Source organism: Caballeronia sp. INDeC2 (assembly GCF_023631325.1).
Lineage (GTDB): Bacteria > Pseudomonadota > Gammaproteobacteria > Burkholderiales > Burkholderiaceae > Caballeronia.
In genome coordinates this window covers 106,281-122,339 of record NZ_JALQDG010000031.1, presented here as the reverse complement: position 1 = coordinate 122,339, position 16,059 = coordinate 106,281, and the positions used below count along the sequence as shown (strand labels likewise).

The 16,059-nt window shown below is 63.3% G+C and carries 15 protein-coding genes; 3 read left to right on the top strand and 12 right to left on the bottom strand.

The annotated features are described in order from the left end of the window. Positions 1 to 128 precede the first annotated feature (128 nt). Both NCS28_RS20840 and NCS28_RS20835 read left to right on the top strand, forming a co-directional pair. Entirely contained in the window at positions 129 to 1,193 is a 1,065-nt protein-coding gene (locus tag NCS28_RS20840) for a beta-propeller fold lactonase family protein (RefSeq protein WP_250515664.1), read from the top strand. 191 nt (positions 1,194 to 1,384) lie between these two features. Beyond that, positions 1,385 to 2,386, top strand: a complete 1,002-nt coding sequence (locus NCS28_RS20835) for a glycosyltransferase family 2 protein (RefSeq protein WP_250515663.1) — start codon at positions 1,385 to 1,387, stop codon at positions 2,384 to 2,386. Positions 2,387 to 2,394: 8 nt separating this feature from the next. Here the strand turns inward: NCS28_RS20835 and NCS28_RS20830 are convergent, their stop codons facing one another. Beyond that, positions 2,395 to 4,743, bottom strand: coding sequence for a TonB-dependent receptor (locus tag NCS28_RS20830; protein WP_250515662.1), 2,349 nt, complete (start codon positions 4,741 to 4,743; stop codon positions 2,395 to 2,397). A 149-nt stretch (positions 4,744 to 4,892) separates the two neighbouring features. Between NCS28_RS20830 and NCS28_RS20825 the strand changes: the two genes are divergently transcribed. Then, a complete protein-coding gene (locus tag NCS28_RS20825; RefSeq protein WP_250515661.1) occupies positions 4,893 to 5,915 on the top strand; it encodes an ATP-binding protein in 1,023 nt (340 codons plus the stop codon). On the opposite strand, the gene NCS28_RS20820 is transcribed toward NCS28_RS20825, so the two are convergent. The 11 genes from NCS28_RS20820 to NCS28_RS20770 all read right to left on the bottom strand — a co-directional run bounded on the left by NCS28_RS20820 (position 5,843) and on the right by NCS28_RS20770 (position 16,054). Further along, positions 5,843 to 6,535, bottom strand: coding sequence for a response regulator (locus tag NCS28_RS20820; RefSeq protein ID WP_250515660.1), 693 nt, complete (start codon positions 6,533 to 6,535; stop codon positions 5,843 to 5,845). The genes NCS28_RS20825 and NCS28_RS20820 overlap by 73 nt on opposite strands. After that, positions 6,532 to 7,728 (bottom strand): pyrroloquinoline quinone biosynthesis protein PqqE, encoded by a 1,197-nt coding sequence (pqqE, locus tag NCS28_RS20815; protein ID WP_250515659.1) that lies wholly within the window; start codon positions 7,726 to 7,728, stop codon positions 6,532 to 6,534. Before pqqE ends, NCS28_RS20820 begins: the two co-directional genes overlap by 4 nt. A 4-nt stretch (positions 7,729 to 7,732) precedes the next feature. Continuing rightward, positions 7,733 to 8,032 carry a pyrroloquinoline quinone biosynthesis peptide chaperone PqqD gene (pqqD, locus tag NCS28_RS20810; RefSeq protein ID WP_250515797.1) on the bottom strand — a complete coding sequence of 100 codons (300 nt, stop codon included), beginning with the start codon at positions 8,030 to 8,032 and terminating at the stop codon, positions 7,733 to 7,735. A 5-nt stretch (positions 8,033 to 8,037) separates the two neighbouring features. After that, on the bottom strand, positions 8,038 to 8,784 hold the full coding sequence (gene pqqC, locus NCS28_RS20805; protein WP_502801224.1) for a pyrroloquinoline-quinone synthase PqqC: 747 nt from the start codon (positions 8,782 to 8,784) through the stop codon (positions 8,038 to 8,040). Positions 8,785 to 8,813: 29 nt separating this feature from the next. Continuing rightward, positions 8,814 to 9,734, bottom strand: coding sequence for a pyrroloquinoline quinone biosynthesis protein PqqB (pqqB, locus tag NCS28_RS20800; protein ID WP_250515658.1), 921 nt, complete (start codon positions 9,732 to 9,734; stop codon positions 8,814 to 8,816). Then, positions 9,731 to 10,303: a cytochrome b gene (locus tag NCS28_RS20795; RefSeq protein ID WP_250515657.1), complete on the bottom strand. Its 573-nt coding sequence runs from the start codon at positions 10,301 to 10,303 to the stop codon at positions 9,731 to 9,733. The genes pqqB and NCS28_RS20795 overlap by 4 nt, the downstream gene beginning before the upstream one ends. Before the next feature lie 46 nt (positions 10,304 to 10,349). Then, positions 10,350 to 11,171 carry a formylmethanofuran dehydrogenase subunit C gene (locus tag NCS28_RS20790; protein WP_250515656.1) on the bottom strand — a complete coding sequence of 274 codons (822 nt, stop codon included), beginning with the start codon at positions 11,169 to 11,171 and terminating at the stop codon, positions 10,350 to 10,352. Beyond that, positions 11,168 to 12,109 (bottom strand): formylmethanofuran--tetrahydromethanopterin N-formyltransferase, encoded by a 942-nt coding sequence (gene fhcD, locus NCS28_RS20785; RefSeq protein WP_250515655.1) that lies wholly within the window; start codon positions 12,107 to 12,109, stop codon positions 11,168 to 11,170. Before fhcD ends, NCS28_RS20790 begins: the two co-directional genes overlap by 4 nt. A gap of 3 nt (positions 12,110 to 12,112) precedes the next feature. Continuing rightward, positions 12,113 to 13,807: a formylmethanofuran dehydrogenase subunit A gene (locus NCS28_RS20780; protein WP_250515654.1), complete on the bottom strand. Its 1,695-nt coding sequence runs from the start codon at positions 13,805 to 13,807 to the stop codon at positions 12,113 to 12,115. Further along, on the bottom strand, positions 13,804 to 15,066 hold the full coding sequence (locus NCS28_RS20775; protein WP_250515653.1) for a molybdopterin-binding domain-containing protein: 1,263 nt from the start codon (positions 15,064 to 15,066) through the stop codon (positions 13,804 to 13,806). Before NCS28_RS20775 ends, NCS28_RS20780 begins: the two co-directional genes overlap by 4 nt. A gap of 253 nt (positions 15,067 to 15,319) precedes the next feature. Beyond that, on the bottom strand, positions 15,320 to 16,054 hold the full coding sequence (locus tag NCS28_RS20770; protein WP_250515652.1) for a HisA/HisF-related TIM barrel protein: 735 nt from the start codon (positions 16,052 to 16,054) through the stop codon (positions 15,320 to 15,322). Positions 16,055 to 16,059 lie beyond the last annotated feature (5 nt).

Genomic DNA, 16,059 nt, shown 5'->3' with positions numbered 1-16,059 from the left:
GGCCGATGCCGTTGCCACGGCGCCGACGATTGGGCTAAGTTGGACTTGCAGACACGCGCGCCTTGCGATGCGCCGCGCGCGTGCGTCACACGAACTCGAACAAGCCCAACGAAACGCCGGAGACGACCATGCAAGTCAGATTCAAGGCGGCGCGCATTGCCTGCGCGTCGGTGTTCGCGCCATCGCTCGCACTCGCCGCGAGCCTCGCGCACGCCGCCGCGCCGACCGCCTACGTGACGACCGAGAACGCCGGCGTCGGCGTGATCGATCTCGACAACCTCTCGCTCTCGAAGACCTGGGATGTCGGCAAGGACGGCCCGCGCGGCCTTTCGCTGAACAAGGACGGCACGCGTCTGTATGTGGCCAACAAGGCGACGAGCGACCTGTCCGAGATCGATACGTCGACGGGCAAGGTCGCGCGGCGCGTGAAGATCGGCAAGAATCCCGAGTTCGTACGCGTGTTCGGCGGCTACGCGTATGTGACCTACGAGCCGGGCGAAAGCGGCGGCCCGCCGAAACCGGGCCAGCCGGAAAAAGATGACGACGACGCCAACTCGCCGCCCGCGGAAATCGCCATCGTCGATCTGAAGACGATGAAGGTCACGCATTCGGTCAAAAGCGGCCACGAGACCGAGGGCGTGGAGTTCTCGCCCGATGGAAAGCTGATCCTCGTGACCAACGAGGGCGACGACACGGTGTCGGTATATCGCGTCGGGACGGGCAAGCCGGTGCGCACGGTGAAGCTCGACAAGGGCTCGCGTCCGCGCGGCATCAAGGCGTCGCCGGACGGCAAGCAATATGTCGTCACGCTCGAGAACGCGAACAAGTTCGTCGTGCTCGACGGCGCGAGCCTGAAGACCTTGAAGACCGTCGACACGAAGACCGGCCCGTACGGCGTCTCGTTCGATCCGTCGGGCAAGCGGCTGCTGATAGCGGCATCGCGCGACAAGACCTTGCAGGTGTTCGACGGCTCGACTTACGCGCACATGCAGGACGTGCCCGTCGGTCAGCGCTGCTGGCATTTCAGCTTCACGCCGGACGGCTCGAAGCTGCTGCTCGCGTGCGGACGCTCGAACGCGGTCTATGTGCTCGACGGTTCGGATTACAAGGAGATCAAGCAGATCGGCGAACTGCCGCTCGCATGGGGCATCGTGACGTATCCGCCTAGCGCGGGATCGATCGTCGGGCGTTGATTGTCCCTTGATCGTTCACAAGGAATGGCCGCCTTGGGCGGCCGTTTCGTTTCATGCCGCCCGTCGTTGCAGAAGCCGGAACGCTTTGCGGTCTCGACGGCTGATAGCATCGGGAAAAGACTTTATGTGACATTTCACCCGATCCGCTGGCGGACAATGCACGGTTTCATCCGCCCGCCGAGCCCGGAGCCATGCCGAAAATATCCGTAGTCGTCCCGACTTATAACGCGCAAACGTACATCGTCGAAACCTTGCAGTCGTTGCTGCGCCAGGACGCGGACTTCGAGATTGTCGTTCTCGACGATGCCAGCACCGACGCGACGCTCGAACTCGTGCGTGGTTTGAACGATCCGCGTATCCGCGTGTTCCCGCTCGAACACAATCAGGGGCGGCCCGCCAATGCGAACCGGGCCTTCGGTCTGTGCCGCGGCGAGTACATCGCGCGTATCGATCACGACGATATCGCCGAGCCGGACCGGTTGAAAAAGCAGAGCGCGTTTCTCGATGCTCACCCGGATATCACGATGGTCGGCACGCAAATCCGGCATTTCGGCGAAGACGACATGACGAGCTCCTTTCCGCTCGACGACGCGACCATCAAGGCGCGCTTCCTGCTCGGCAACGCGTACATCGCCAATCCGAGCACCATGTTTCGGCGTGATTTCGTGCAGCAACATGGTATCCGCTACGACCCGAACCTCGACATCGTCGACGATCTCGGCTTCTGGTTCGATTGCATGCTGCATGGCGCGCGGTTCGCGAATCTGCCTGAAGCGCTCACGCTGTATCGCGTCCACGGCGGCATGACCTCGCTCAATCTGAATAGCGGCAAGCTGTATGAGGCGAAGATCCGCTTGTACGCGCGCATTCTTCCGGCGTTCTACCCGCGCCTGACAGGACACGACGTCGCCAACATAAACAAGCTGTACGCCTATCCGCTGGAAATCGAAATGAGCTTGGTCGATGTGCTTGCGTTGCATCGCTCCGTGGGCGTGGCGCTCTCCGAGATCGAACTGCGTTGGGGCGCGGATCCGGCGCCGCTCGAAGGCAACCTCCTCGGCTTGCTCAATCACAGGATGAACCTGTGGGATGAAAAGCATCCGCGCAGCGAGGAAGACAAACATCGCTGCAACGTCGCGCTCTGGGACGGCCTCCAGTCGCGCGGTATTCCATGGAAGTCCTATCAGGACTAAGGCGCGCATCACTTCCACGCATACCGCATCCCCACCCACACCCCGCGCGGCGCGCCCACGCCCAGAAACTGCTCGTTGAGGGTATCGCCGCCGCTGAACGTATGGTTCGGCCCGTTGAAGAAGTTCTCGCCGAGAATCGCGAAGTTCGCGTAGCGCTTGTTCAACAGGTTTTTCACCGTCGCATAGACCTGCAGTTGCTTGGTCACGTTGTAGGTCGTGTCGAGGTCGATCAGAAAATAGCCCGCGACGCTGCCGTTCGCGTCCTGATTGTTCTCGTCGCCGCGCGCGAAGATGTTGCTGCGATACGTAAGATTCGCGCCGACGTTCCAGCGCGATATCGGGTTGTAGTCGACGCGCATCTTCACCGTGTTCGCCGGAATGCCCGGGATGCGATCGCCCGAATGTACGGCGATGTTGCCGTCGTCGTCCGCGCTCGAATTGCTCGCGCTGCTTTCGGTCCACGTCGAGCGATAGGTCGCGTTCACATAGCTGTAGCTCGCCGCGACGCCCACCGGTCCCCATTGCGTGCGGCCCGCGAGCTCGAAGCCTTGCCGCCGCGTCTTGCCCACGTTCTGAAAATACCCGAGCGTGCTCGCCGCGCCCTGACTGCTGACGAACTGGATATCGTCGGTGAGCGTCGTGCTGTAGGCCGCGGCGCTCCATGTCGTATGGTTGCCGATGCGCCCGCGCGCGCCGATCTCGAACGTCTTCGAGATCACCGGCTTGAGATCCGGGTCCGCGATGAAGTCGTTGGGCAGCGAGCAGGGCGCGGCCGGGTCCGCGCACGCGAGCTCGATGGCGGTCGGCGAGCGCATGCCTTCGTTGTAGGTCGCGTAGGCGGTGAAGTACGGCGTCGGATTCCAGTTGAAGCCGATTGCTGGATTGAAGCGCGAGAACGTGTGATTACCGTCGAGCAGCGGCTGCACGCCGCTTTCATCGCCGATGGTCGCCTTCGCCCAGTTGTAGCGGCCGGCGAGCGTCATCGACCATTGCTCGGTGAAGGAGAACGTGTTCTCGAAGTAGATGCCCAGATTCGAGTTGTGCGTCTTCGCGTCCGTGGTCGGCGCGAAAGGACCGGTGCCGATGGTCGCGCGGTTGTCTTCGAACGTGGCCGGCTGCTCGGCCTGGCTGAAGTGCGAATTCGCGAAGTCGCCCGCCGCGCCGATGATCAACTGATTGTCATGGCCGAACAGCTTGTTGAGCAGCGTGAGCTGCAGACTCGCGCCGTAGCTGTCCGTCACGATTACCGACTGATCGTTGAAGGCTTGCGTGAGTTCGTCGGCATCGTCGCCGTCCGGATCGAAATCGTCGTTGACGTTCGAGCTCACGTTCTTGTTTCGATAGTGCCGGTAATACACGTTGCCGCTCAACTGCACGTTCGGCGTGAAGTAGTGCTCCGCGTTGATCGTCAGATAGCCGACCTGGTTCTCGTTCGTGTCGGGGAACGTATAGGCCTGGCGGAAGTTGTCCATGAACGAGCGCGGGATCGTCTGCGAGCCGTTCAGCGTGTTGTCCGCGCCGCCCATCGAGACGGAGATGGTCGTATCGGCGTCGGTATAGCGGATCTTGCCGAACGCCTGGCGCAGCTTGCTCGAATTGTGATCGGCCCAGCCGTTGTCGTTCGTGATGTTCGCGGTGAAGTAGTAATCCAGATGATCGCCGATCACGCCGCCTTGCTCGAGCTGCGCATACTTGCGCCCGAACGAGCCGAAGCCGATATCCACGTTGCCGCCCGGATTGCTGCGGCCGTTCTTGGTCGTCACCGCGACCGCGCCGCCGAGCGTGTTCAGGCCGAATGTCGGGTTCGAGCCGGGGATGATCTGCATGGTCTGGATCGCGGCTTGCGGAATCAGATCCCAGTTGACGACATCGCCGAACGGCTCGTTGATGCGCACGCCGTCCATGAACACCGACAAACCTTGCGGCGTGCCGAGCAGCGGCGAAGCGGTGAAGCCGCGATAGTTGATGTCGGTCTGCCACGGATTGCCTTGCGCGTCGTTGGCGTCGACGCTGCCGACGTTCTTTTCCAGGTAGTTGGTGATCGTGGGCGTGTGCTGCGCCTCGATCTCCGGGCCCTTGATGGTCTGCACGTTCGCGGGCACTTTTTCGAGCGGCGTGCCGACGCCGACGAGCGGCGTGGTGCCGACGACGACGATCGTCGGCAACTCCGTGGTCGGCGGCGTTTGCGCCTGCGTGGCCGAGGCCGCGGGCGGCGCTTGTGCCGCATCGGTCGAAGGCGGCGTTTGCGCCCACGCGGCCACGGTGATGCTCGCGACCGCGCCGCCGAAAACGAGCCGCAGCCCCGCTCGGGGTTTGAACGGATGCGCGGGCGCGCTCAGGCGCGGCATGCTCTTCATCGTCGTCTCCTCTTATCGTTCGACTCACGCGTCGAGATTGTTCTTTCAATGAAAGCGTCGCATAAGAATGAACGCGTGGACCGGGAGCTTTTCCCGATCGCGCAGGGAAGCGTTCCCAATTGCGTTCCGTGCGTAGAATGCATTCCGTGATGCCATCCGAATCTTTGCCCACTCTCGCTAAAGACGCCGACCGTCGCGTGCCGCGCTCGCCGGCATGGCGCGATCTGGCCTGCGTGATCGCGATCACGCTCGTCGCGGGCGCGCTCTTCGCACGATTCGATTTCAGCGAGTACGCGTTTCGCCTGACACGCAGCGCCGAGCGCTTCCAGCTCGACGAATTGCCGCCGACGCTCGTCGTGCTCGCCATCGGCTTCGCATGGTTCGCGTGGCGGCGCTATCGCGAAGCGCAATCGGAAGTGCGCCGCCGACGCGTGCTGGAGGAAGAAGCCGAGCATCTGCTCGCGGAAAACCGGCGGCTCGCGAGCCAGGCGCTCGCCGCGCAGGAAACCGAGCGCCGCCATCTCGCGCGCGAACTGCACGACGAGCTCGGCCAATATCTCAACGCGATGTCGCTCGATGCGGGGCGCATCCGCGATCTGTCGGCGGGGCGCGAGGCCGAGGTGCATCGGCTGTCGCTGTCGCTGATGCAAAGCGCGACGCACGTGTATCGCGAGATCGGCGGGATGATTCGCAAGCTGCGTCCCATCGGGCTGGATGAATTCGGCTTGCCGACCGCGCTCGAACATTGCGTCGACGGCTGGCGCGAGCGCTTGCCCGAGGCGACGTTCACGCTCGCCGTCGACGGCGACTTCGACAATCTGAGCGATGCGCTCAATATCACGCTGTATCGGCTCGTGCAGGAAGGGCTCACGAACGTGTCGAAGTTCGCGCGGCGCTCACGCGTGGAGATTTATCTCGCGCGCGCGCCCGAGGAAATCGTCGTGACGATGGCCGACGACGGACCCGGCGTCGATCTCGCGAAGCCGCGCAACGGGCTCGGTCTGATCGGCATGCGCGAACGCGTCGAAGCGCTCGGCGGCGCGTTTCAGATCGCCAGCGAACCGGGCGGCGGCTTCCTGCTTTGCGCGCGCGTGCCGGCTCAGGCAGGGCTGCCGTTGCCGACTTCGGTGCCGAACGAAGCAGCGGCCGACGAAGCGAAATCGGCGAAGTGAAGGCCCAGGCGATTCGCGATCTGCGCGAGTTGCACGCCGTTGTCCGCGCCGAACTTCTGGCGAATCACCGATTGATGATTCGCGACCGTCTTCTGACTCAAGCCCAGCTTTTCCGCGATGCTCGGCAGCGTATAACCCTGCACGAGCAGACGCAGCACCTCGAACTCGCGCGCGGATAACTGCCGTCCTTCCTGAATGCTTGCGCGCAACGCGAGCGCCTGCGAAACATCGGGACTCAGATAGGAAATGCGGCGCGCGACGGACCGCACCGCTTCGACGAGCACATCGGGTGCGCTCGCCTTCGTCACATAGCCGCGCGCCCCGGCATCGAGCGCGCGCCGCACGAAGATCGCTTCCTCGTGCACGCTGAAGATCAGCACATGCGCATGCGGCTCGCGCGCCAGCATGCGCCGCATCGCCTCGATGCCGCTCGCGCCGGGCAGCGCGAGATCCATCACGACGACATCCGGCTGCAACGCGCAAAACTTCTGATACGCCTCGGCCGCATCCGCCGCTTCGCCCGCGACGTTCACGTCGGGACTCAGTTCGAGCAGACGCTTGTAGCCTTCACGCACGACGGCGTGATCGTCAACGAGCAGCACGGAGATGTCGGCAATCATGGCTTATCTTCTCCTTCTTTCGAACCATTGTCGCGAGCAAGCGCCGCGATGCGCTTCGAGTTCGCATCGTTGCGAAAGACGATGGGTTGCTCCTGCGGTTCCTGCCTCGCCGATGCCGCGCGCACCACTTCGATCACGCGCTCGTGATGCGGAGACTTGTCGCACACCGGGTCCGCATTCGCGGGGTCTTGCGTCAACAGATACGCCTGACAGCGGCAGCCGCCCATGTCGATGGATTTCTCGTCGCAACTGCGGCACGGCTCCTTCATCCAGCCGAAGCCGCGAAAGCGATTGAACGCATCGCTCTCGTACCAGATGTCCTTGAGCGGCATCTCGGTGACGTTCGGAAACGTGAGGCCGGGCAGCGAGCGCGCGGTGTGGCACGGCAGCGCGGCGCCATCGGGCGCGATGCCGAGAAACACCGAGCCCCAGCCGTTCATGCAGCGCTTGGGCCGGCGCTCGTAGTAATCGGGCACGACGAAGAAGATCTTGCACTTGTCGCCGATCTCGTTGCGATAGCGCTCGACCACAGCCTCCGCTTCGTCGAGTTGTTCTTTGGTCGGCATGAGCTGCGCGCGGTTCGCATGCGCCCAGCCGTAGTATTGCGTGTTCGCGAGTTCGAGATATTCGGCGTCCATCGCGAGCGCCATATCGATGATGCGTCCGGTATGCGGCAGGTTATAGCGATGCAGAACGCAGTTAAGCACCATCGGAAAGCCGTGCGCCTTGATGAGACTTGCGACGCGCTTCTTATAGTCGAAGGTCTTCGTGCTGGAGAGAAAGTCGTTGAGTTCCTGTGACGAATCCTGAAACGAAAGCTGGATGTGATCGAGCCCGGCTTCCTGCAATGCGCCGATGCGCTTCTCCGTCAGACCGATGCCCGACGTGATGAGGTTCGTATAGAAACCGAGCTTGCGCGCTTCGGCAACGAGCGTTTCGAGATCGTCGCGCAGGAGCGGCTCGCCGCCCGAGAAGCCGAGTTGCGCCGCGCCTAGCGCGCGCGCCTGACGCAATACGTCGATCCATTGAGCGGTATCGAGCTCGCGCGTGTGGTCGGCGTAATTCACCGGGTTGTAGCAGAACACGCAATGCAGCGGACAGCGATACGTCAGCTCCGCGAGCAGCCACAGCGGCGGCGCAATCGGCGCGCCTTCGTGCTCGGGTCTTGCGATCGGTTCGGACAAGTCGGTCATGACGCTACTCCAGCCAGCCGCGCGTACGCGCACCGGCGATAAACGCGCGCACGTCGTCGCCGAGGCCGGACGCGTTGAACGCCTGCTCCAGATCCGCGACGAGCGCGGGAATATCGCGCGTGCCGTCGCAACGCAGAAGAATCTGCGCCGCGCTTTGATTGAGCTTCACCATGCCTTCGGGATAAAGCAGCACGTGCGCATCCTGCGCCGGTTCCCATTGCAGCCGGAACAGGCGCTTTAGTTTCGGATGCAACGAATCGTCGGGCGCTTCGACGGCTTCTTGTTTCCGTTGCGTCGGATTCATGTCGCTCATTGCGGGAAGGCCTTTTCGATCGAATCGAGCATGGTCCAGAGAATATCGAGCTTGAATTGAAGAATATCGAGCGCGCGTTGCTGCGCCTCGCGCGTCGTGAAATGCGCGAGCGTCACTTCGAGCCCGTGCTCGACATCGCGCTGTGCAAGCGACACGCGCGAACGGAAATACGAAAGCCCTTCCGGCTCGATCCATGTGTAATGCTCGGGCCACGTCGCGAGACGATCCTTGTGAATCTGCGGCGCGAACATTTCGGTGAGCGACGAGCACACCGATTCCTGCCACGGCGCGCGGCGCGCGAAGTTCACGTACGCATCGACGGCGAAGCGCACGCCCGGCGTCACGAGCTTCAGCGACCACAGATCGTCGCGCGAAAGGCCCACTGCATCGCCGAGACGCGCCCATGCCTCGATGCCGCCCGGCTGATCGCCGTAGCCGTCGTGATCGAGAATGCGCAGCACCCAGCGGCGGCGCGTTTCGCGATCGGGACAATTCGACATCACGGCCGCATCCTTCAGCGGAATGTTGATCTGATAATAGAAGCGGTTCGCGACCCAGCCGCGTATCTGTTCCTTCGAAGAGCCGCCGCTGTTCATCGTCACGTTGAACGGATGATGAATGTGATACGCCGTGCCCTTCGCGCGCAGTTGCGCTTCGAATTCCTCGCGCGTCCACGCGGGCCCAGCGTCCTTCACTTTCGTGAAGATCGGACCTGTGGTCGGGTTGAGCATCGGATCGAACATCGGGCGGTCTCCAGTTTCCAGTGCGAATGTCATAGCTCGAAGCTCATGCCGTCGTGCGCGACTTCGATGCCGTGCTCCGACAGAATGCGTCTTTCGGGTCCATCCTCGATGAGGATCGGGTTCGTGTTGTTGATGTGAATCAGCACCTTGCGGACGTTTGCGCGATCGATCGAATCCAGCACTTCGATCATGCCGCCCGCGCCGCTCTGCGCGAGATGACCCATGTCGCGGCCGGTCTTCTTCGTGAGGCCCAAACGGATCATTTCGTCGTCGGTCCACACGGTGCCGTCGACGAGCAGCAGGTCCGCTTCGCGCATCGCATCGAGCACGTGCGGTTCGAGTGCGCCGAGACCGGGCGCATAGAACGCGCGCTTGCCTGTGGCCGTATTCGTGAACATCAGGCCGATGTTATCGCCCGTTTCAGGCGCATCGCGATGCGGCGAATAAGGCGGCGCCTTGCTCGACAAAGGCAATGCGTCGATGGCGACGCGCGGCAGCTCGGGCACGGAGAACGATGCGCCATCGAGCGCGATGCGCCTGTGCTCGACGCCGCAGTAATGCGCGAGAATCGACGTGATCGGAAAGCCCGTCGAGAGGTCTTTCCATACGGCGTCGGTCGTGTAGAGCGGCAAGGGCGTTCCGCGTTCGCGCAGCATCAGCAGGCCCGTGACGTGATCGATCTGCGCATCCATCGTGACGACGGCCGCGATGCCCGTATCGCGCGCGCGGCGCGCGGGCTGCAGTTCGGGATTCGCGGCGATTTGCGCCAAAATGTCCGGCGATGCGTTGACGAGCAGCCAGTCCTCGCTGTTATCGGTAACAGCGATGGACGACTGCGTGCGCGCACGCGCCGCAATGGCGCCGCGCCGCACGCCGTCGCAATTGCGGCAGTTGCAGTTCCATTGCGGAAAGCCGCCGCCCGCCGATGAACCGAGCACGCGTATTTTCAAGGCAACATCCTCCGCAAGAGACCGTCGCGGTCGATCAGTTGATGCTTCATCGCGCCGAGAAAATGCACGATGACGAGCGCGGCCATGATCCACGCAAGGTATTCGTGGATGCCGAAAAAGATCTGACGAAGATGCTTGTCTTCCCAGCCCCATTGCGGCAGCGCAATGCCCCAGAACTTCGTGCCGAACTTGTTGAACGACGAGCCGAGATAACCGGTGAGCGGCATCGCCACCATGCCTACGTATAAAAGAGCCTGCGTAATGCTCGCGGCGGCGCGTTGCCACGTCGGCATCGGCGGCAGAGGCGGTCGGCCATAAGCCAGGCGTACCATGATGCGCATCAGCACCAGCAGGAAAACGGTGATTCCGAGCGATTTGTGGAAGTTGATGAGGTCCGACTTGAACGGCAGCCCGCGCGGCAGGCCGACCATATAGAAGCCGATGCACAGCATCGCGATGATCGCGATCGCGATGAGCCAGTGCAACGCGATCATCGGGCGTGCATAACGCTCGCTCGCGGCGTCGATGCCGCCGTCGCGCGAGGTCGCGGATGTCCGCGCGGTGCTCATCGCATCTCTCCTGTGAAAGGCCAACAGTTCATTGTTCATCTCCCGGCTATGAATTGGCGATCAGCAATTCCCCCCGTCCATCCACGGCGAGGTCGCCGGCGTAGCGTCGCGGCAACATGGCGCCTGCGAAAGACGAAAAGGGCGCGATCTCACGCGCGAGCATCCGCGTGAACAGCAGCCAAAACACGTCGAAGCCGCGCCCGCCCTCGGTGAAGGTAGGCGGGATGCGAGATGGCGCGTTTGTCAGCAATACCGTGCCGCGCCGCATGCCGTACCCCAAGTGTGCGCCCACTTTCCCTCCGATGCAGACCGAACCCGCAATCAACCGCGACGCCGCGAAATCGCCCGCATCGCCCGCGACGAGCACGGTGCCGCGCCGCATGCGATCCGCGAGGCGCGCGCCCGCGTTGCCGTGGATCGCGAGCGTGCCGCCCGTCATGCCTTCCATGTCGCCGGGCAGCGCGCTCGCAGCGAAATCGCCCGCGTTGCCGTGGATCGAAAGACGGCCGCCCTGCATCTCGCACGCGGCGAGAGCGCCCGCATCGCCTTGTATGTGCAACTCGCCGCCCGACATCTTCATGCCCGCGTAATCGCCCGCGTTGCCATCCACCGTGAGCGTGCCTTCGGTCATGTCCGCGCCGATGCGATCGAGCCAGCGCGCATCGCCTTCGATCGTGAGCGAGGGCTTATCGTTCTCGATCAGCGCGATATCGAAGAGATCGCCGAGCGCGCACGTTTCGCCCGCGCCTTGCAGCATGATGCGCGGCAATTCCGTCGCCGACACCGCCGCAAGAACGGCAGGCAGCAATTTCGACCCATCGATGAGAAAGCCCGGCGCACTTTTTACGCGCAACGTGACCGCGTTCATGCGTGGCTCCCGTCGATATCCTTCGACAGCTCATGCAACTTGAAGTGATAGGGTCCGAGCTTGCCGCCGTAATTGCCCGCGGAAATGCGCAGCACGCCGCCCGCGCGGCCGATTTTCGTGGCAGCGGCGATGCCCGCTGTCATCGCGGCGCCGACATCGGCGTCGGTGAGGCCGTCGATCACGATTTCGAGCACGCACGCGACATCGGGCGTCAGCTCGCTTTTCTTCGACAAACCGACGAGCGTCGGACAGAATGCATCGTTCGTCGATGCCGTCGCGCCCGCGTACTTCGAGCCGATCTTCGATCCCGAGCGCACGACGCCGCCCGGAAACGGCGTGATGACGTTCGGCAACCGATGCATCGCGGCGACTGCGGATTCGGCGGCGTGCAAGGCGCTGTCGATATCGCGCGCGAGAAACAGCAGATTGCCGCCGCCGACTGCCTTCACGGTCGCGGTGAACTCTTCGCAGACGAACTCGCCGTCCATCACGGGCACGCGCCAGTAACGCGTACGGTCGAGCACTTTCGATATCTGCCAGCCGTCGCCGAAAAAACGCAGGCCCGCGCCGAGCGGCGCGTTGTCGGAAAGCGGCGCGCGCGTCTTCGCGGGATCGATGCCGCCATAGACCGCCGTCGTCGGACACGTCAGCACGCATTGCCCGACGCGCCGCGCGATCTGCTTCGCCAATTCCTTCGACGATATCGCGAAGATCAGCACCGCGATGCCCGGCCTGCCATCGGGCGTTTCATCGCCGGTCAGATCGCGTTCGATGCCCGCCTCGCAACCGCAATCGATGACGGACGTCGCGAACCCCGTGAGCGAATTGGCCGCATGCCGCGCCCACGTAGGCGTATGCGCGGTGATGACGAGGCGCGTCGCCTTCATCGGGAAGGCTTCGGCGAAGGTGTCGTCGATCTGCGTGTCGTTGATGCGCATGCGTCAACTCCCGCTCGCCGCGAAGCACGCGACGGGCAAGAGCCGCCCGCCGTTGCAGCACGCGCAGATTTCGTCGTCGCCGATCGCGATGTTCTCGAAGCGCGTCGCGAGATTCTTCAGCGCATAGTCGCGCACGCGCTTTTCGATCGCGCGATCGTAGTCCGGACTCACGTAGTGAATGCCGCCGGTCGGCGTCGCGAGCAGCGTGCCGTCGCGCGCGATCAGCTCGCCATCCTTGAACACATAAGCGGGCGATGTGAACATGCGCTCGCGATCCGCATCGTCGCGATATACCGCGATATCCGCCGCCGCGCCCGCGCCGAGATGCCCGCGATCCTTCAGACCGAGCAGTTTCGCGGGTCCGGCGCGCGTGATGATCGCGATGTCGTAGAGCGAGAATTCGCGCGTGATCTCGCCGAGCGTGCTCGCGGTCTTCGCATCGGCGTGCAGCTTGTCGAGTTGTTCGTCGCGGAAGGACTTGTCCATCAGCAAGCGGATCAGATGCGGATAACTCGTGAACGGCGCGCCGTTCGGATGATCGGTGGTCATCGACACGCGCCACGGATCGTCCAAGAGCAAGAAAATCTCCAGCCCGATGATCCATTGCAGCGCATTCACGAAGCTCTGTTCACGGTACTTGAACGGCACGACGCCGCAGCCCGCATCGCATTCGATATCGCCGAGCACCCATTTGCGCGGCCTTGCCATCGGTGCGTTCTTGAACTGCATCATCGTGTCGCCGGATGCGGTGACGGTCTGGCCGAACATGATCTGGCCGACATCGATCGTCACGTTGGGCCGCGCGTTCACCGCTTCGGCGATCGCACGCGCGCCCGACGAAAACTTGCGCGGACCTTCGGCGCCGTAGCTATGAAACTGGATATGCGTCAGATGAATCGGCAGACCATCGGCGGCGTCCATCGTTTTGATCGTCGATTCGATGTTGCCCGGCACCCCGAGATTGCTCGCATGCACGTGCAGCGGATGCGGCACGCGCAGATCGGTCAGCGCGCGCGTGAGCGTCTTCAAGACATCTCGCGGCGTGATGCCGTAGTGCACGTGCTTTTCATCGACATCGAGCGAGCGCTGATTGAACTTGAATGCCGAAATGCCGCCGGGATTCACGACCTTCACGCCGAGCGCCTTGCTCGAATTGATCGTCCAGCCGACGTAATCGCGCAGGCGTTCGAAATCTTCGTTCGCGGCGAGCATTTGCAGGAAGAGCTCGTCGTTGCCCATCATCACGTAGGCGCCGTGATCGATGATCGGCGTGTCGCCCATTTCCAGGTGCGCGTGCCGCGCGTTCGATGCGATCATCGCCGGCTCGAACGCGGCCGTGTAGCCCATTTCCGCATAGCGATAACCTGCGGCGAGCGTGCCCGGCGCGCACACGCCGCACGAAGGCAGTCGCATATAGCGGCCTTCGTCCGGTCGATCGGGCACGGCGCGCGGATCGTCGCGATGATCTTCGGGCAGCAGGAGGCGCGACAGATTCGTCTTGCCGCCGCCGATGTGCGAATGCAGGTCGATGCCGCCCGCCATCACCACCATGCCGGTGGCATCGAAATCATGCTCGATGCTTTGGCCTTGCGCGTCATCGACGATGCGGCCATCGCGGATATAGATATCGCGCTTCACGCCGTTCACGCCGTTCGCGGGATCGTAGAGCGTGCCGCCTTTGAGACGCGCGAGGCTCATGACGGCCTCCGTGCCCGCGCGAGTTGCGAGGCGATCGAAGCGACCGTCGGCAAGGCGATATCGCGCGCGGCGGCGAGCTGCGCGACCACGGACGTATCGACACGAAACAGATGCCCGCCGCTGTCGATGCCCGGCGTCGCGACCGGAATGAACACGGTCGGGCCTTTGCGCGCGCTCACTTGTGTCGATGGATGGCCGAGGATGATTGCGGGCACGTCGTCGCCGAGCGAGTCGGGCAGCGGCTCGGGCGCGAAGCTCGACACCCAGAGCAGCGCATCGATTTCATTGCCGCGCAGAAGCGTTTCGGTGCGATAGCGATGCGCATCGTGATCGAGCGGCAGGCCGTACGCGACGCGCGTGCGCAGCGGAAAGCCCGAGAGCCACGTGATCGTCTGATTGACGGACGTCGCGCCGTCGTCGCCGGTCAGCGCAAGCGTGCCTGCGCGCGCTGTGCGGTTGATCGCTTTGACGATGCGTTGCAGTGCTTCGATCGCGAGCGCCGCGTGTTTCGCCGGCAGCGCCGATGGCTCGTAGATGAACGCGGTGTATTGCGCTTTTACGATGCGCTCTGTCAGTGCAACGAGTTCTGGGATCGAAACCGGGCGGCCGCCTTCGACATGCGCGGACCAGAGCGCGAGCGTATCGAAGGGATCGGCATCGCGCACAATCGATTCGGCGCGTGTGTCCGCTGCTGCATCGACATCACATCCGACGAATACGATGTTCACGTCGCGCCCTTCGCCGATAGCGCGTTCGTAGAAGCGCGGATAGCGTCGCGAGGGCTCGCATGCGAACACGACGACGAGATCCGCGCGCGAGCGCACTTCGGCTAGCGTCGTGAAGAAGGAGCCGCGGTCTTGCAGCGCGCGGTTGCTGTCGGCGAGGGTGTCGCCGTGGAGATGATCGAGGATGGCGCCGCTTTGGGCGGCGAGTTCATAGAGCGCGCGGGCGCCGGCCACGTCGGTCGCGAGTGCGCCGAAGAGCGGCCGATGTGCGTTCGACAGGATCGCCGCGGCATGAGAGAGCGCCGACGCCAGGTCGGTGTCTTGCCCGTCGATCGCGGGTTTGCGGTTTGCGTCCTGCGGATCGTAGCTTGCAAGGGATGCTTTTAGCCGCGGGCAGGCGGTGGACGGTGCTGCGAGCCGTCGATCAGCGGTTGGTGCGAGCGTGATGTCGTCGCATAGCATGGGGCAGAACGGACAGGTCCAAGGTTTTCTTGCTGTGGCCTGTGGGTTCGATGTTGTGGGGGACTCGGGCATGGTCGTGCTTTTAAGCAAGGTTTATGCCGTTTTTTGGGTTTGCTTTTTGGGTTCGCTGGATTCCGTTATCGTGTCGGTTTGTTAGCGCTAACAAACGGACACGAAACCGGGATCCGGCGAAAAAAGCCAAACCCCAAAAAAACTGCTCCGCAATGCAACACACTGTCACCTGTGCATCACTTAATGCAACACGTGCTTGCCAAAGGATTACAAGCACAATCAGTGGCCAAACCCCTTGGCATGGATATTGAGTTCATAGCCCGAAAGCCCCGCGATGCACATCGCGCCGACGTACGGAGCCATCGTGAATCGCGGAGGCCACGAGCCACGCATACGCGCCGCTGTCATCGGCACGAGCGAGATCATCGTCATTGCGGATTCCGCCTGCGCCGATCAGTTCACGCGCGCCGGCAAGCGTCCGCACGGAAGCGAAAGTATCAAGATCAGGCCCGGCATAAGCGCCGACATGATCGAGCGTCATCACGATGACACGCGACGGCCACCAAGCGCTTTCGGCATGCATCGAACCGAGCGCGAGCCCGCCGTGATAGTCGAGCGAAAGAATCGGTTCGAAGCCGCAAGCCGATGCTTCCGCAATCGCGCCGATATCGAGCAAGGTTTCGGTGCCGAACACCGGCACGATCGCAGCGGGCAACGCGGTCCGCGTGAGCCGCGCGATGCGTTCGACGAGCGCACGCATCGGCGCGAACGCGGTGAAGCCCGCGTCGAGCCAGATGCGCATGCCGTCGCCGAGGGCATCGCATATCGCGGCAAGCGCATGGTCGTGCGCGCCGCGCTGCAGGATCGCGCCCAGATCGGCGACGTACAACGTGCGCGCGCCGGTCGCGGCGACGAGCGCACGGGCGATCGCAACGGGATCGCTCGTGGCGCACAACGAGGACTGGATCGGCCGGTAACGCGAACGCTCGCCGCGCACCGCGCGCACCGCGTGGCCGTCGAGCAGATCGAGAACGGGTATCACCTGCATGGATG

Coding starts and splice junctions, on each gene's coding strand:
- NCS28_RS20835 (WP_250515663.1), top strand. CDS start 1,385: ATGCCGAAAATATCCGTAGTCGTCCCGACTTATAACGCGCAAACGTAC.
- pqqD (WP_250515797.1), bottom strand. CDS start 8,032: ATGAATCCGACGCAACGGAAACAAGAAGCCGTCGAAGCGCCCGACGAT.
- pqqC (WP_502801224.1), bottom strand. CDS start 8,784: ATGTTCGATCCGATGCTCAACCCGACCACAGGTCCGATCTTCACGAAA.
- pqqE (WP_250515659.1), bottom strand. CDS start 7,728: ATGACCGACTTGTCCGAACCGATCGCAAGACCCGAGCACGAAGGCGCG.
- NCS28_RS20840 (WP_250515664.1), top strand. CDS start 129: ATGCAAGTCAGATTCAAGGCGGCGCGCATTGCCTGCGCGTCGGTGTTC.
- NCS28_RS20775 (WP_250515653.1), bottom strand. CDS start 15,066: ATGCCCGAGTCCCCCACAACATCGAACCCACAGGCCACAGCAAGAAAA.
- NCS28_RS20780 (WP_250515654.1), bottom strand. CDS start 13,807: ATGAGCCTCGCGCGTCTCAAAGGCGGCACGCTCTACGATCCCGCGAAC.
- NCS28_RS20770 (WP_250515652.1), bottom strand. CDS start 16,054: ATGCAGGTGATACCCGTTCTCGATCTGCTCGACGGCCACGCGGTGCGC.
- NCS28_RS20790 (WP_250515656.1), bottom strand. CDS start 11,171: ATGAACGCGGTCACGTTGCGCGTAAAAAGTGCGCCGGGCTTTCTCATC.
- NCS28_RS20820 (WP_250515660.1), bottom strand. CDS start 6,535: ATGATTGCCGACATCTCCGTGCTGCTCGTTGACGATCACGCCGTCGTG.
- fhcD (WP_250515655.1), bottom strand. CDS start 12,109: ATGCGCATCAACGACACGCAGATCGACGACACCTTCGCCGAAGCCTTC.
- NCS28_RS20795 (WP_250515657.1), bottom strand. CDS start 10,303: ATGAGCACCGCGCGGACATCCGCGACCTCGCGCGACGGCGGCATCGAC.
- NCS28_RS20825 (WP_250515661.1), top strand. CDS start 4,893: ATGCCATCCGAATCTTTGCCCACTCTCGCTAAAGACGCCGACCGTCGC.
- NCS28_RS20830 (WP_250515662.1), bottom strand. CDS start 4,743: ATGAAGAGCATGCCGCGCCTGAGCGCGCCCGCGCATCCGTTCAAACCC.